Genomic DNA, 14,550 nt, shown 5'->3' with positions numbered 1-14,550 from the left:
AAAATAATCGTAACAAGATCACTCCATTGATCTACACAGGCGAGGGGCAAAGTATGGATAATAATAAAAACCAAATCCCAATTAAAGATACGATATTACAACGAAAAGGGGCTCGCAAAGGAATAGATATTCCTGATGATGTGGTTCAACTGCTACAGCAGGGACAGCTTGAGTCGGTGAATTTGACCGAATGGCTGGCTGTCGATCATAGGGTACTGCTCCCCCGGTTAAGTGTAGATCAGAAATTGGCGGTTATTCGCACTTTTGCAGCGGATTCGCACTTTGGAGTGCGTGAAATTGCCTGGATGGCCGTGAGAGAACCTATTTCCAAGCAACTGCTTGAAGCGCTTGATCTGTTAAACGAATGGGTACGAGATCAGGATGCTAATATCCGTCGTTTTGCCATCGAGTCGACTCGACCACAAGGCGTTTGGGCCAAGCATATTCCCGAATTAAAAGAACGCCCGGAGCTGGCTCTTCCACTTTTGGAAGCTGTCCAATCCGACCCTGCCAAATATGTACAGGACTCTGTGGGCAATTTGGCTGAATGATGCCAGTAAAACCAATCCCGAATGGGTGCTTCAAGTGTGTTCTGCGTGGCTGGAGACTTCTGATACAAAGGAAACCAAACGAATTGTCACCCGGGCCCAAAAAAGCTTGAACAAAAAGAAATAATTGGAGACTCCAAACTCAATATGGGGATAGCGATTTGTCAGAGATTCGAAGTCTCCACCTGCCAAATCTCAGTTATGTTCCAAATCGTTTACGGTAACCGCATTTGCGACACAGCTCTTCCACCGCTTCTCTCTTGGAGAACCCGAAGTACAAACGATTTGCGCGTTCCCCTTCAACAATGTCGGAAAAAGATTGCTCATGCACGTTACCTAAATTAATAACGCCTTCCCCATCAAGACAGCAAGGGACCACCGTTCCATCCACCAATACCGCCGCCTGGCTGCGAAGCGCATGGCAAAAGCCTTTTCCATCATCTTCAGGGGCACTGAGGCTCGGCCATTCAAATTCGTGATCCTGATTCAAATAAACGTTTGGTGCGATTTTGACCCCACTGCCCGGTATCACTTTTTCCTCAATCCGGTAGTCCAGCCCAAACTCTTGCTCCAGTCGCTCAAGTGTCTCCCGGTTGCGCTGACGCTGCACATTAGTCAAATTATCTTGAGTCAGGTTCCAGAGACGGAACGAAATAATGACATTATGCTTCACAGCTTCCCTTACAAACGTAAAAATATTGCCCAAATACCCTTCCCGGTCTACCGAGCCTTCATGCCCGTCAAAGCTGTGAAGCGAAAAATTCATTTGCCGTAGCGCCGGTTGACCCAACAGCTTATGTCCGGTTTTGGGCAGCAGAGTGCCGTTGGTGGTAATATTCACCTTCAACCCTTTTTCATGAGCGCTTTCCAGTAAAAGATCAATTTTTGGATGGAGCAACGGCTCCCCTTTTACATGCAAATAAATGAAATCCGTATGCGGCTTGATCTGGTCAAGAACGTCGCGAAAAATTTCCGGATCAATAAATTTTTTAACACGCTGCGTCTGAGGGCAAAAGCTGCAAGCGAGATTACAGATACTTGTAATTTCAATATATACCTTTTTAAAAGTCTTCAACATGATTTCCCCATTCTAACCTTCATCCTGAGCATCTTGTTTATGCTCACTAATCTTATGATTATAACGGGTTATCACCGACAGGTAAACTCTCCAGTCTACCCCTTGGTGTGGGCATCAAATGCTCGACACATACTTATTTATGTTCGTTTTCCATGCAAAACAAACTTCTGATGCGGATAGTTAAATTCATCTGTCAGATCATCCACATACGCCTATCCAAGATTTGATTTGATATTTTCTATTGACCCTAGGTCTGACCTAAGGTTTATAGTGGAGTTATTCAACTACCAGTAAGGAGTCCTGTCATTGAAAGAACACATTACGATTAGCCAGCTTGCTCAGCTCATGAATGTATCTGTACATCAACTGCGATATTTTGAAGAAAAGGGGGTCCTGTATCCATCATATACAGAAGAAAATCAATATCGAATGTACGGGCTTCATGAGATTTATCAGCTTTCGCATATTTTATTACTACGTAAATTAAATGTCCCTGTCGGTCGGATTCAAGAATGTATGACTTCCTATGCTGCCGATGAGTATAACCGGCTTTTAGAGCATTCGTTGCAGAAGGTACAGGCTGAAATAGCTAACTTAAAGATGCATGAACAGTTTATTCACAAAGTGTTAGAAGAACATGATAATCGGACCCAGCAGGACGATGAGTATCAGGTCAAACGATTAGGTCCCCGTCATTTAAAGCTGTGGTTTGCATTGGAGAATGGTCAAGAGCTCACTGCCGGAAACCTATTTGAACACCGCCCTGCCCCACCTCGATTATTTGAAAATGATCTGCATTACTTGTCTGATGCTGGACAGGTGAAGCTATGTTATGAAACGACGGATGTGGCTGACTATATTCTGGAAGAAGGCAACTATCTTTATAAGCATCTTTCCGTCATTGAAGAACCTGAGATTGATTATGAAATCAAACAAATGGAACGATACGTAGCTCATCACCAATATAACTGCCAAAGCAAGATTGTTCTAGTAGAAAAATCTTATCTTTCGATGTTCGACAACAACAAGCTGCAATACGAAATTCAGGTTAAAGTAGAATAAACCTTGGAGGGCGTTAAATGAGTGCAAAATCCTTTGACATTGTTGCATACCAGAAACAAGACCATGAAGCTGTTTGCAGTCTTTTAGTCGAAGCGTTTAAAGCAAAATTCCAATCTCTTGTTACACTGGAGGATCAAGCTATACAGCAGTTGCTAATGAAGGTTTGGGTTCAAAATCCTTATTCTATATCTATGAAACAATTTGTAGCCAAAGAGAACGAAGATGTTGTCGGTGTTCTTTCCCTTAAATGGAAGGCCCCCTCCTCTTCACTTCCTGAAACAAATCCTATTTCTTTGGCTCCGCTCATAAATCAGTTTGGTTGCTTCAATGTATTTAAATTTTTGACAGGTATGTATGCGCTGGAGTATACCCCCGCTGCAAATGAGTGTTACATTGATCATTTGGCGATTCGTTCAAGTCATCGTAACCAGGGAATAGGACGCCGTCTTCTAGCTTTCGCACAGCAATTTACGGTTGAATCTGGTTTTCATGTATTGACGCTTCATGTAGCGCATAAGAACCAAGGGGCCATCCGTTTGTATCACAAACTGGCGTTTGAAGTAGAACAATCCAAGTATAATGGGTTACGACATTTTTGGTTCAAGGAGCCTGTATGGCATCTGATGAGTTGGAAAGAGAACCTGCATTCGAGGAGAGAACACCATTGAAAAAAACATTCAAGCTTACTTTTGGTATTGCAGCAGCTCTGACTGTTGCCTTGATACTAATTGTTCTATATCAAAATTCCTACAAGATGACAGAAGAAAAAATACAAATTGCGACACCTAAAGGGCTGTTAACAGGTACATTAGCTTTGCCTAAGAACTACTCGGGAAAGGTTGGATTGGTTGTTTTTGTCCATGGGGATGGTCCTATTAATGACACATATGATGATGGATACAAACCACTGTGGGAAAAGTTCGCTTCCAAGGGTTATGCCTCCCTGTCACTGAATAAGCCCGGTATTAACAGCGCTCCTGGCAATTGGCTGGACCAAAGCATGGAGGACCGCGCACAGGAAATCCGATATGCAATAGACTGGGCAAGAAGCTTACCTATGATTGATAAGCAAAAAATCGGCCTATGGGGAGCCAGTCAAGCAGGATGGGTCATTCCGAAGATCGTTAAAGAGGAGCATGATATTGCATTCAGCATCCTTGTATCGCCTGCCGTGAACTGGATTTCCCAAGGACAATTTAATACCAGAAAAGAAATGGAAGAAGAAGGAGCTACTCCGCAAGAAATTCAAAAGACATTGAACTACGATCAAGAAATTCTACAGTTACTGAAAAAACATGCTTCTTATGAAGAATATCTAAGCATAGCCGATCCTGACGATATGATTTCCAAAGAAAGATGGAGCTTTATAGGCAAAAATTTTCTGTCTGATTCCACCGAAGAATTAAGTCACTTCCATTCTCCTATACTCTTGGTTCTGGCTGGTAAAGATATTAATGTTGATGTAAAGGATACCGAGCGAGTATATCGCCAAAAAATACCTTCAGAGCTGCTGTCCGTGATTCATTTACCTGAAGCCGACCATTCCATGATGGATGAAAAAATCGCGCGTTCAAAATCTCTAACTTTTTTAACAGCCGTATTCGCCCCAAGAAAATTGGTGAATGACGAGTACCTGAAAATCCTTGCCGATTATGTCAGTCAGCGTTAAACAATGATGTTCTTTTTTGCCATACTTCTTTTGAATATGCTAATGAAAACCCCATCGAAAGATAAAAGGGCTGACCGGAACCCACAAAAATTCTTTCTGCACCTTTGTCCTTGACTCTTTTTATGGCTTCATAAATAACGGCTTTTCCAAGCCCCATTTTTCTATACTTAGGTATCGTACCTACCGGCTCCAGTATTCCTATTTTATTTAGCTCGTCGTACCAAAGAGTAGTGAAAGAAGCCACATCATTGTTTTGCCAGTATGACTACATCCAATTCCGGTATATAATCAGGGGCATTTCTCAATGATATATAACATCGTTCAGCGATATTATTATCTGGATAATCGCCCTTGTAATACCCAAATGCTCCTCCATGAGCAAACCCTTTTTCAAAATCTCCCGCTTCATTCGCATCCGATATTCTAAACCCTTTTGGTAATTCCACCTTTACATCATGGGGTACATTCATATAGGACGTCGTTTCTTTCCCATTCTGCAAGATATAACTTCTTTTTTTCAAAAGCTTCTTAAGTTGTTCTCCATCCTCGTTTACGATTAAATCTAAAGTGGATACGCTCTCATTGTGTAAAGCTAATTTCATTTCAGCATAATCTATTAATTCATTTAGAAATTCATTCGAAAAATCTCGATCTGCAAGCTGGAAATAGGCTTCACCTATGTTACCTTCTCCTTCCGGGTGAACAACAGCAACAATTTCTTTATGCTCAACCTCCCAAATCCCAACAGTCTCAGGCCACATTTCAAATGTATTGTGCATGATTTGTCCCCAATATCTACAAAAATTCCATCGATCTATAAACGGAGGAACTGACTCAAGGCGTACTTGAAGGAATTATAGAAAAAGACTACGTCATTCCATTTTGCCAGATCTGGTGGATTCCGTACAACGTTCTAGCACCAAGATCATCGCTCAGCTTAGCTGAGGAACGGGTAGAAATGCGTTACCTGACCGTTTCGGTAAACCTCTCGTATCTGCCTCTGCAATTCCAGCGATTTATGTTCCGAGTGTTCTATGCCACCCTCAATTTCAAGATTGCGCTGGAAGAGTAAAAAGAGCCGGGTTTGATGGCATTGATATTGATGCTGGCTCCTATGAAAGAATTGATTATATTTTCCCTCCCGCATATTTGGGAGATGCCTGTATGGATTATTTTGTGAACCGGCACGCAAACGCGTTCAGGTTTCTATGCAGCAAGCGCAATATGATTCCGTGTGAGTGAACTATACTCATACTTGCATATGTGATAAGTAGACCCAAAAAGCAGCCCACTTTAACGAGCAGACTGCTTTTTGCGATGCTTTTGTAATCCTATTTTTTCTGGCTCTTCGTTAGTTAGTTTTACGGATTCAATTGACGTGAACCCCACCTTAGTTTTTCACAAAACAGTCCTCCGTTTAGCCGCTGTAACCTGTAAAATCAGGTCATATGGTTAAGAAGACCTCTATGTTGTAGTAATTCTTTCGTACAATTCCACAGTTTATTTTGCATAGCGATATCTCCACCGGGGTGTACAGGTACAATCGAATGTCCGGTTCCGACATTAAAATACCCTCCTGTAACCGCCTGGTACTGCGGATCCACAATTAAACGAGTCATAATATCAGCTCCTCTACGTGGATCACCAATATGAAAAAAATTCAAAAAACGCTCAAGCATGGATGCAAACCAGAGCTCACGTCCGAGACCTGTAACATTAAACCCTGGATTCAGAGCGTTAACACTGATCCCCGTTCCAGTCCATTGACGTGCCAGTTCGCCAGTAAACATAATGTTAAACAGCTTGGTTTTCCCATATATTGCAGACGAGCCTCTGGAAGTAAAAGGAGATATATTGGTCAAATCCTCAGGGAGTTTAAGCTCGCCATGATTGCGTGAAGCCTCTGAAGCAACATTTACAATTCTGGCGCTTCCTGCATTTTTCAAGGAATGCTGTAAGGCGTGCGTCAATAACCACGGTGCTAAATAATTCACAGCTATCATTTCTGTAAATCCCTCGGAGGTTACCCGTTGTTCGAATGCATGCAGTCCTGCATTATTCAAAAGCACATCTATTTTGGGGTATGCAGTTGAAATCTCGTTTCCCATACGTCTGACATCTTTCATTAAGGATAGGTCCCCGAAAAAAAAGTCTACCTTTGTTGAGGGCATCATATCTTTTATAATTTTTTTAGTAGCTTCAGCGCGATCCCTGCTCCTGGCTGTCATGACAAGATGAGCACCCCGTTTAGCCAATTCAATCGCAACCAGTTGCCCCAGACCACTTGTTGCGCCAGTTATTACAACAATCGGATTAGCCGTCATAGTGATTCTCCTTTGTGCTGAATAGTCATTGTCAATGTAATTGGCCGTTCATTGCTTTACTCCGTTAGACCCGTCTCAAATTTTGACATGTAGCTGACGCAGCTATATACTTGATATAAATCAACTATATTATTTTGATTGATATATGTCAATTAATTGACTTGAACTATTTACTTTATCAATTAAGGTTAGGTGAAATAGGATGAATGATGATCGACACAAAAATACGCCGAGAGGACAACTGGAATTGGAACTCGGCGAGCAAATCAATGCCCTCATAAGCGCCTCACATGCGCTAAATGTCAAAACTGCAGCACGTTTCGATCCTTCAATACAACCTGCGGGTTTCCATATTATCCGTTGGCTGTACTCATATGGCCCAACAAGCGCCACTATGCTGGCGGAATCGACAGCTATGGATCGCAGTTCGGTGAGCCGTCTCGTCAAACAACTTGAGCTTTTGGGTTATGTGAAAAGGGAAGCCTCCCCTGATGATCGTCGAGGAATACTTCTATCCCTCACTGAGCTTGGACAGCAAAAGACGATTGTTGCTCTAAAAGAGAAAGAATTTGTATTTTACGAACACATTTCAAGATGGGACGATGAACAACTTGAAAATTTTATCGGAATGCTCAGGGACTTTAACGGATTTGATCACAAGTAACAGGTCCATTGATCATGAGTGTTAAGGAATGTGATGCTTAACTTCAAGAAGGAAGCCTATCTTCTTATAAGGCAAATTGGGAGGTGCTTAAGGTGAATGAACCCACATTCAAAAAGGCGATGGATACACTGGAGTTTCTAAGCCAAGATCGGGAAGCGCGACGTTTGTACGAGGAACGACAAAAATTTCTGCATGACGAGGCTTCTGCTCTTGAATGGGCTACGGAAAATTCCTCAAGCCAGTTCAAATGTAATGTAAAGGTTGAATGACCGCTTTTCTAAAAAGTTGAAGTAAAACTAAAACAAACGCCATGTCCTCATTCAAGAGAACATAGCGTTTGTTTTTATCAAGAAAATAGAGTCAACTGTGACCAAACGTGTGACCACGAAGGAAAACAAAGCTAAATTCAAAACAAAAAAACGGCATTTCTGCCGTTTTTCTAAAGGATGGACTCTCAGGGACTCGAACCCTGGACCAATTGATTAAGAGTCAACTGCTCTACCAACTGAGCTAAGAGTCCATATTATTATGGTGGAGCCTAGGGGGATCGAACCCCTGACCTCATCGCTGCCAGCGATGCGCTCTCCCAGCTGAGCTAAGGCCCCGTTTTATGTAATCTCAATCATCTGTTTGAAGCGACTCCTATATCATATAAAATTTTTCGCCCTGTGTCAATACTTTTATAAAAAATATAACCTTCCCACCATGAACCAAGATACAGTCAGCGATCTAGTCGCTGGCTGTGTCTTTGGATAACAGTGTTTTCAGTTCCTTCATAAACATGTTGATGTCTTTGAACTGCCGATAGACGGACGCAAAGCGCACGTAGGCCACTTCATCAACAGGATAGAGCTGTTCCATGACCAGCTCGCCGATCTGCTGGCTATCCACCTCTGTAGCGGCTGTGTTGCGAATGACGTTTTCCACCTGAGATACGATCATATCCAGTTGCTCGACAGATACGGGGCGCTTCTCGCAAGCCCGAATGAGACCGCGCAGCATTTTATCACGGCTGAACTCTTCACGGCTACCATCCTTTTTAATGACCATGAGCGGGGTCTCCTCCACCATTTCAAAGGTGGTAAAACGCCTAGCACATTGCTCGCATTCGCGACGGCGACGGATGGACTTGTTGTCATTCGCAGGCCGCGAGTCCAGTACCTTTGTTCCATTGTAGGCACAGTACGGGCATTTCATAAATTCATCACTTCCTTTTTCCAATAAATTCTCTATACTTTTTCGTAATAATTTTGTCAAAACGGTTCATAATATGTTTACCAAGTCGCGAGGAGGTGAACAACAATGGCACAAGGAAACAATGGCAACTCCAACAACCTGGTAGTCAGCAGATCCTCCGGCGCTCTGGAGCAAATGAAATTTGAAATCGCTCAAGAGCTGGGTATCAGCATTCCTCAAGATGGATACCAAGGAAACATGACTTCCTATGAGAACGGTTCGATCGGGGGCTACATCACAAAACGCCTCGTAACGATCGCCGAACAACAATTGGCAGGTCAATACCAATAATCGCGGTAATAATGCAAAAATAACAAAAAAAAGTGTTTGGATGGGCTACTAAAAACAGCCTGTCCTGCGCTTTTTTCATTTTAATGCCATCAGGCTCATTGTGTCATGACATATTTACACGCAGCCTCGCCATCCATTAAAACTGATTATAAATTTTCGTGTATTGCCTGTAGTAGTAAATAACCCGCTGTACATAATGTCGCGTCTCGCCAAAAGGGATTTGCTTGATGGATTCTTCTTTCCCATCCCATACGCCCTTGTCCAGCCACTCCTGTACTTTACCGGGGCCTGCGTTGTAAGCCGCAACGATAGCTACCGGATTGTCCTTAAATTTCACCGACAGATTATGCACATACCAGGTTCCCAGCTCAATGTTGGTGCCCGGCTCGTGCTTGACGCTATCCAGCGGAACCTTTTGAATCTGGGCGCTGTCCATAATCCAATTCGCGGTATCGGGCATGATCTGCATGAGTCCCAGTGCACCCTTGTGCGACTGCTTGCTGGTCTTAAAGTTCGTCTCAACACGGATAATGGACGCCACTAAAAATGGGTCCACTTCATATGTCTGCGAATATTGCCGGATCTCATCCTTATACTGAATCGGATAGAACCACGACATCCAGTTTGAATTAAAAAACAGAACCAAGACAAACCCGACAAACAAAGTCAGCAGGACTCTTTTTTTGCGCAAAATATTCATGCAAGTCCCTTTCGCTGCCAGAATTGATCAATTTGCTGTTTTGTTTCAGCCTGTGTTCCGCTATTGTCGATGACGATATCGGCCAGGCTTCTTTTGTGTTCAATATCCATTTGCGAAGACAATCGAAGTCCTGCTTGTTCCTCGGTCAATCCGTCTCTGAGCATCAGACGCTGGAGCTGCACATCGCGTGGTACGTATACCACCATAATTTCATCGTACAAGCTCTCTAATCCGGATTCATACAGTAGCGGGATATCTGCCAGAACGAGCTTGTCCGGATGTTCGCGCTCGTAAGATTCCATACGCGTGCGCATTTCCTCACGAATCGCGGGATGTGTAATATCATTAAGTGCCTGCCGCTGGACAGGGTCCCCAAATACAATCTCGCCCAGCTTTTTGCGGTGCAGAGTTCCGTCACTGTTCATCACAGCTTGTCCAAAATGCTGTATGACCGCCGCCAGCACCGGATGCCCCGGAAGCATCACTTCCCGGGCAATGGCATCTGCGTCGATCAGCAGCGCACCCTTGGCGACCAGCAGAGCCGACACGGTGCTTTTACCGGTAGCAATACCTCCGGTTAATCCGATATTCATGCTCTTTCACCTCATAACAGCTTCAATATGCCCATCATAATCAGTAATAATGCAGGTAACACACCCAGCGCCTTCATAAATCGAAATGCCGACAGACAGAAACCTGCTCTCATACCCGCAATCAAAAATGTTCCGCAGAATAACGCAATAGCCAGCGCGGTAGCAAGTGGCTGGAAGCCCAGCATAGCTGCTCCCAATCCTGCACCGAACGCATCAACCGATAAAGCGATACCTAACCAAACCGCCTCCATAGCGGAGATACTGCCCGAACGGTCCATATCCGCAGCAGACGGACTTCGGAGAATCCGAATAACAAGACCCCATTTGCGGAATTCCAACGAAAATACGGTCCGTTCCTCTTGTACTTCTTCAGATTTCTCTCCTGCCAGAACACTACTGTTCTCAGGATCGGGTTCATCAATCAGATCCTCCTTGCGATGCAAGGATTGATACAAAGAGTAGCAGCCAATTCCAATCAGGATAACAGCGCCAAAAACGGTCGTATATACAGGAGACAGAACCTGGGACAACAATGCGCCTAGCTGCATGGATATGCCGATGACCAAACCTGAACATACTGAAATGATGACAATGGATAGCAGTGGAATTTTCATTTTGCGCAGCCCATACGTAACCCCGACTCCAAAACTGTCCAGACTTAGTGCAAATGCCAACAGCAGCAGGGCTCCCCAATGATTAGCCACTCCAATTCCCTCCCATTGCGAAGGCAGGGCCTTAAAGCAGCCGGAACCCTTCGCAGTATTGGTACTTGGAATCAATATATGAGAGGTATGGGCTTTGGGTGACTGTACCCGCTTAGCGCAGAGGCTGGCAGACCGGACAATGATGTGTACCACGTCCGGCTACAACGGATTTTTCGATCAATGTACCACAGTTAACACAAGGCTTCGTATTACGCCCATAGATTTGCAATTGATGCTGGAAGTCGCCCGCTTCACCCTGTCCGTTGACGAATGATTTGATGGACGAGCCTCCGACCAAAATCGACGCGCTCAGTGTGGAGATAATAGCTTCGTGCAGCACACGGAACTGGTTTTCATCCAAACTTTTGGCCGGCTGTGCCGGATGTATCCCCGCCTTAAACAACGACTCATCCACATAAATATTCCCGATGCCCACGACATATGACTGGTTTAACAGCGCCGCCTTGATCGAAGTCGAACGGGTCCCCACAGCTGCGCGAAGTGCCTCCGGTGTAAAGGACTCGTCCATAGGCTCCAAACCAAGCTTGTTCAGCGGCTTCTCCAACAAATCCTGTCCTTCCGTAAATAAATGCATCGTGCCGAATTGGCGAACATCCTGATAACGTAATTCCGTTCCATCCGTAAAATGAAAGATAACGTGAGTATGCTTTTCCACAGGATCGTTTTGCGAATACAGGCCATATCGCCCTTCCATTCTGAGATGGGAAACGAGTACCAGCCCATCCAGCAGAATCCGCAAAAACTTCCCGCGTCTCTCCACTCCTGTAATCCGATGATCAGCCAGTTCCATAGCAAAAGCGTGTATATCATCGGGCCGTTGAATGATACGCGGCAAATTCACGGTCACATGATCTATATGTTTATCAACGATAAGCTCGTTTAACGTTCGTTTAATCGTTTCTACTTCCGGTAATTCCGGCATGATGTCTTCACCTCATCCTATATTATAACGGAAGCAGCGTTAAAATGGACTATCTGCTCATTGAAATAACTTATTTCGCTTCATACCAATTGCTTCCATAGCTAACTTCCGCTTTAAGTGGTACAGACAGCTTCAGCGCCGCTTCCATAGTAGCCGGGACAAGCTCTTTCATCGTTTCCATTTCCTCCGGCGGAACCTCGAAAACAAGCTCATCATGTACTTGAAGCAGCATACGGCTGCGAAGATTACGGTCGCGAAGCGCCGCGTCCATCTGTACCATCGCCAGCTTGATAATATCGGCTGCGGTACCCTGAATCGGCGTATTCATTGCGGTACGCTCCGCAAACGAACGCAGGTTGAAGTTGCTGGCATTAATCTCCGGCAAATAACGTCTGCGTTCCAGCAGCGTTTTTACGTACCCATCCTGCTTCGCATCCTTCACAATATCATCCATGTAACGGCGGACGCCCTGGAACACGTCAAAATACTGGTCGATAAAGCGAGCCGCTTCCTTGCGCGTAATATTCAGGTTTTGCGACAAACCGTAATCACTGATCCCGTAGACAATCCCGAAGTTAACCGCCTTGGCAGAACGCCGCATGTTAGAATCTACGTCTTCCGCAGGGATGCCGAACACATCGGACGCGGTCTTCGTATGAATGTCCATATCGTTTACAAAGGCATCCTTCAAGCGCTCATCATCCGAAATATCAGCCAGCACTCGCAGCTCGATCTGTGAGTAGTCCGCCGCCAGAATAGACCAACCGGGCTCGGAAGGCACAAATACCTTGCGAATTTTGCGTCCCTCTTCCAGACGAATCGGAATATTTTGCAAATTCGGAAACTGGCTGCTCAAGCGTCCTGTAGCCGCAACTGTTTGGCGGAAATACGTATGCAGCTTACCCGTTTTATCCGAAATTTCTTTAAGCAACCCTTCCACATACGTGGATTGGAGCTTGGCGATTTGACGATATTGCAAAATGTTTTGCACGATATCATGATACGGTGCCAGCTTTTCCAGCACCTCGGCATCAGTGGAATATCCGGTTTTCGTCTTTTTGATTACGGGAAGGCCCAGCTTGTCGAACAAAATTTCACCTAGCTGCTTGGGCGAATTCAGATTGAACTCTACACCTGCAATGATGTAAATTTCGCGCACCAGCGTTTCAATCTGGGCTTCAAATTCTTTACCCAAAGCACGCAGTTCTTCCACATTCACCAAAATTCCCTGCTTCTCCATATCCGCCAAAATCCGGGACAACGGCATCTCCAGCTCATGGAACAGCTTGTGCATTTCCGTTTTTTCCAGCTCGGCCTGCTGTACAGGCACCAGCGCTTCAATCACCGCCGCCTTGCGCGCCACATGATCGGACAGCACATCCATGTCAGGTACTTTATATTTAGCGCCTTTGCCGAATACTTCATCGTCCGGACGAATCGAGGACAAGCCATGCTTGGCTGCCAATCCGCTCAGCGACTGGTTTGCATCCGTTGGGTCCAGCAAATATCCGGCCAACTGTACATCGAACTCCGCCCCGGCAAATTCAATCCCGTGCCAATGCAAGGCTAAATCCGTACGGTGCAGATCATGCCCCCGCTTGTTACGCCCAGCATCGGCGAGCCATTCACGGACAGGCTTGGCTGCATCAGTTTGCAGTACATCTAAGGTCATAAAAAACTGTCGCCCCGCTCCGCCAAAGACCAGACCCACAATTTCAGCATGATGCGGGTTGTCGCCATGGGTCTCTACATGTAGCAGATCGACGGTATCCAGTACATTTACCAGCTCGCTAATCCGCTGTTCGTCCAATACGGTCACGTCAGCCGCAGCTTCCTCTACATCTATTCCTGCATTGCCAACCTCGCCCGAAAAGGATAAGCGCTCCAGCAAGGACTTGAACTCCAGCTTCGCCAGAGCAGGTCCCGCCGTTTCAGCTTGCAGCCCACCGAAGACGACATCCTCCAGTTGCTTGTCCAACGTTACATCCCGATAGATGGTCGCCAAATCCTTGCTCATCCGTGCATCATCTGCATGCGTTTCGACGCGCTCTTTCATTTTGCCTTTCAGCTCATCTGTATGCGCCAACACCTCTTCCACCGATCCATACTGGTGCAGTAGCTTGAGCGCTGTCTTTTCCCCCACACCCGGAATCCCGGGAATGTTGTCTGACGTATCGCCCATCAGGCCCTTGAGGTCGATAATTTGCAACGGCTTCAAGCCGTAACGCTCCTGAATCTGTTCAGGTCCGTATGTCTCCACCTCGGTAACCCCTTTGCGGGTCAAGCCGACAATGACGTTGTCCGAAGCCAACTGAAGCATATCCTTATCTCCGGTAACCACCAGCACGTTAAAACCAGCTTCGTCCGCGGTTTTAGATAGGGTTCCAATGATATCGTCCGCCTCATAGCCATCCAGCTCAAACTGGGCAATGCCAAAGGCGGTCAGCAGCTCTTTCAGCAGCGGGAATTGTTGGGACAGCTCCGGTGGTGTTTTCTCCCGTCCACCCTTGTAATCCTCATATCCTTTATGACGAAACGTTATTTTTCCGGCATCAAAGGCAACCAGTATATGCGTCGGCTTGTGCTCCTCCAAAAGCCGCAGCAACATCGTTGTAAATCCGTACACCGCGTTCGTCTGCTGTCCGCTCGAATTCGTTAACGGCGGCATAGCGAAAAACGCCCGGTAAATGATACTGTTGCCATCTATAAGCATGAGTTTATCCATTTAGCACCTCGCA

Annotated in this window: 15 protein-coding genes, 2 tRNA genes and 2 pseudogenes; 7 read left to right on the top strand and 12 right to left on the bottom strand. The window is 45.4% G+C overall.

Annotated elements, in window-relative coordinates; translation table 11 throughout:
* The first annotated feature begins 53 nt into the window (after nt 1-53).
* Nucleotides 54-675, top strand: a pseudogene (locus AC0WRU_RS08135) (DNA alkylation repair protein).
* 72 nt (nt 676-747) lie between these two features.
* Here AC0WRU_RS08135 and AC0WRU_RS08130 read toward each other — a convergent pair.
* Nucleotides 748-1,626: a radical SAM/SPASM domain-containing protein gene (locus tag AC0WRU_RS08130; RefSeq protein WP_476127921.1), complete on the bottom strand. Its 879-nt coding sequence runs from the start codon at nt 1,624-1,626 to the stop codon at nt 748-750.
* A gap of 306 nt (nt 1,627-1,932) precedes the next feature.
* Between AC0WRU_RS08130 and AC0WRU_RS08125 the strand changes: the two genes are divergently transcribed.
* Genes AC0WRU_RS08125 through AC0WRU_RS08115 form a run of 3 tightly spaced genes read left to right on the top strand, consistent with a single transcriptional unit; the run spans nt 1,933 to nt 4,357 of the window.
* The gene (locus AC0WRU_RS08125; RefSeq protein ID WP_025685074.1) at nt 1,933-2,688 is read left to right on the top strand and encodes a helix-turn-helix domain-containing protein; all 756 of its coding nucleotides are present in this window, start codon (nt 1,933-1,935) and stop codon (nt 2,686-2,688) included.
* A gap of 17 nt (nt 2,689-2,705) precedes the next feature.
* Nucleotides 2,706-3,356, top strand: coding sequence for a GNAT family N-acetyltransferase (locus AC0WRU_RS08120; protein ID WP_476127920.1), 651 nt, complete (start codon nt 2,706-2,708; stop codon nt 3,354-3,356).
* On the top strand, nt 3,353-4,357 hold the full coding sequence (locus AC0WRU_RS08115; RefSeq protein WP_476127919.1) for an alpha/beta hydrolase family protein: 1,005 nt from the start codon (nt 3,353-3,355) through the stop codon (nt 4,355-4,357). Before AC0WRU_RS08120 ends, AC0WRU_RS08115 begins: the two co-directional genes overlap by 4 nt.
* On the opposite strand, the gene AC0WRU_RS08110 is transcribed toward AC0WRU_RS08115, so the two are convergent.
* From AC0WRU_RS08110 to AC0WRU_RS08100, 3 genes are all read right to left on the bottom strand, one after another.
* Nucleotides 4,344-4,601: a GNAT family N-acetyltransferase gene (locus tag AC0WRU_RS08110; protein ID WP_476127918.1), complete on the bottom strand. Its 258-nt coding sequence runs from the start codon at nt 4,599-4,601 to the stop codon at nt 4,344-4,346. The genes AC0WRU_RS08115 and AC0WRU_RS08110 overlap by 14 nt on opposite strands.
* 1 nt (nt 4,602) lies before the next feature.
* The gene (locus tag AC0WRU_RS08105; protein WP_476127917.1) at nt 4,603-5,136 is read right to left on the bottom strand and encodes a hypothetical protein; all 534 of its coding nucleotides are present in this window, start codon (nt 5,134-5,136) and stop codon (nt 4,603-4,605) included.
* A 660-nt stretch (nt 5,137-5,796) separates the two neighbouring features.
* Nucleotides 5,797-6,681: an SDR family NAD(P)-dependent oxidoreductase gene (locus AC0WRU_RS08100; RefSeq protein ID WP_476127916.1), complete on the bottom strand. Its 885-nt coding sequence runs from the start codon at nt 6,679-6,681 to the stop codon at nt 5,797-5,799.
* Nucleotides 6,682-6,883: 202 nt separating this feature from the next.
* Here AC0WRU_RS08100 and AC0WRU_RS08095 point away from each other — a divergent pair, with 202 nt between their 5' ends.
* Both AC0WRU_RS08095 and AC0WRU_RS08090 read left to right on the top strand, forming a co-directional pair.
* Nucleotides 6,884-7,345, top strand: a complete 462-nt coding sequence (locus AC0WRU_RS08095) for a MarR family winged helix-turn-helix transcriptional regulator (protein WP_476127915.1) — start codon at nt 6,884-6,886, stop codon at nt 7,343-7,345.
* A 68-nt stretch (nt 7,346-7,413) separates the two neighbouring features.
* Nucleotides 7,414-7,587 (top strand): annotated as a pseudogene (locus AC0WRU_RS08090) (PD-(D/E)XK nuclease family transposase); the annotation flags it as partial.
* Between the two features lie 205 nt (nt 7,588-7,792).
* Here the strand turns inward: AC0WRU_RS08090 and AC0WRU_RS08085 are convergent.
* The 3 genes from AC0WRU_RS08085 to nrdR form a co-directional block, all read right to left on the bottom strand.
* Nucleotides 7,793-7,865: transfer RNA gene (locus tag AC0WRU_RS08085), tRNA-Lys, on the bottom strand.
* A gap of 9 nt (nt 7,866-7,874) precedes the next feature.
* Nucleotides 7,875-7,950, bottom strand: a tRNA-Ala gene (locus tag AC0WRU_RS08080).
* A gap of 124 nt (nt 7,951-8,074) precedes the next feature.
* Complete coding sequence (nrdR, locus tag AC0WRU_RS08075) at nt 8,075-8,542, bottom strand: transcriptional regulator NrdR (RefSeq protein ID WP_025685070.1); 468 nt, start codon at nt 8,540-8,542, stop codon at nt 8,075-8,077.
* A 105-nt stretch (nt 8,543-8,647) separates the two neighbouring features.
* Between nrdR and AC0WRU_RS08070 the strand changes: the two genes are divergently transcribed.
* The gene (locus AC0WRU_RS08070; protein ID WP_025685069.1) at nt 8,648-8,872 is read left to right on the top strand and encodes an alpha/beta-type small acid-soluble spore protein; all 225 of its coding nucleotides are present in this window, start codon (nt 8,648-8,650) and stop codon (nt 8,870-8,872) included.
* A gap of 136 nt (nt 8,873-9,008) precedes the next feature.
* Here the strand turns inward: AC0WRU_RS08070 and AC0WRU_RS08065 are convergent, their stop codons facing one another.
* From AC0WRU_RS08065 to polA, 5 genes are all read right to left on the bottom strand, one after another.
* The gene (locus AC0WRU_RS08065; protein ID WP_476127914.1) at nt 9,009-9,572 is read right to left on the bottom strand and encodes a lytic transglycosylase domain-containing protein; all 564 of its coding nucleotides are present in this window, start codon (nt 9,570-9,572) and stop codon (nt 9,009-9,011) included.
* Nucleotides 9,569-10,165 (bottom strand): dephospho-CoA kinase, encoded by a 597-nt coding sequence (gene coaE / locus AC0WRU_RS08060; RefSeq protein WP_025685067.1) that lies wholly within the window; start codon nt 10,163-10,165, stop codon nt 9,569-9,571. Before coaE ends, AC0WRU_RS08065 begins: the two co-directional genes overlap by 4 nt.
* A gap of 11 nt (nt 10,166-10,176) precedes the next feature.
* Nucleotides 10,177-10,869: a sporulation membrane protein YtaF gene (gene ytaF, locus AC0WRU_RS08055; protein ID WP_476127913.1), complete on the bottom strand. Its 693-nt coding sequence runs from the start codon at nt 10,867-10,869 to the stop codon at nt 10,177-10,179.
* Between the two features lie 112 nt (nt 10,870-10,981).
* Complete coding sequence (mutM, locus tag AC0WRU_RS08050) at nt 10,982-11,812, bottom strand: DNA-formamidopyrimidine glycosylase (RefSeq protein WP_476127912.1); 831 nt, start codon at nt 11,810-11,812, stop codon at nt 10,982-10,984.
* Nucleotides 11,813-11,882: 70 nt separating this feature from the next.
* Nucleotides 11,883-14,537, bottom strand: coding sequence for a DNA polymerase I (polA, locus tag AC0WRU_RS08045; RefSeq protein WP_476127911.1), 2,655 nt, complete (start codon nt 14,535-14,537; stop codon nt 11,883-11,885).
* Nucleotides 14,538-14,550: the final 13 nt, after the last annotated feature.

The organism is Paenibacillus sp. 1-8 (assembly GCF_056316205.1).
The sequence above is the reverse complement of the archived record's forward strand: the minus strand, read 5'-3'. Positions and strand labels throughout refer to the sequence as shown.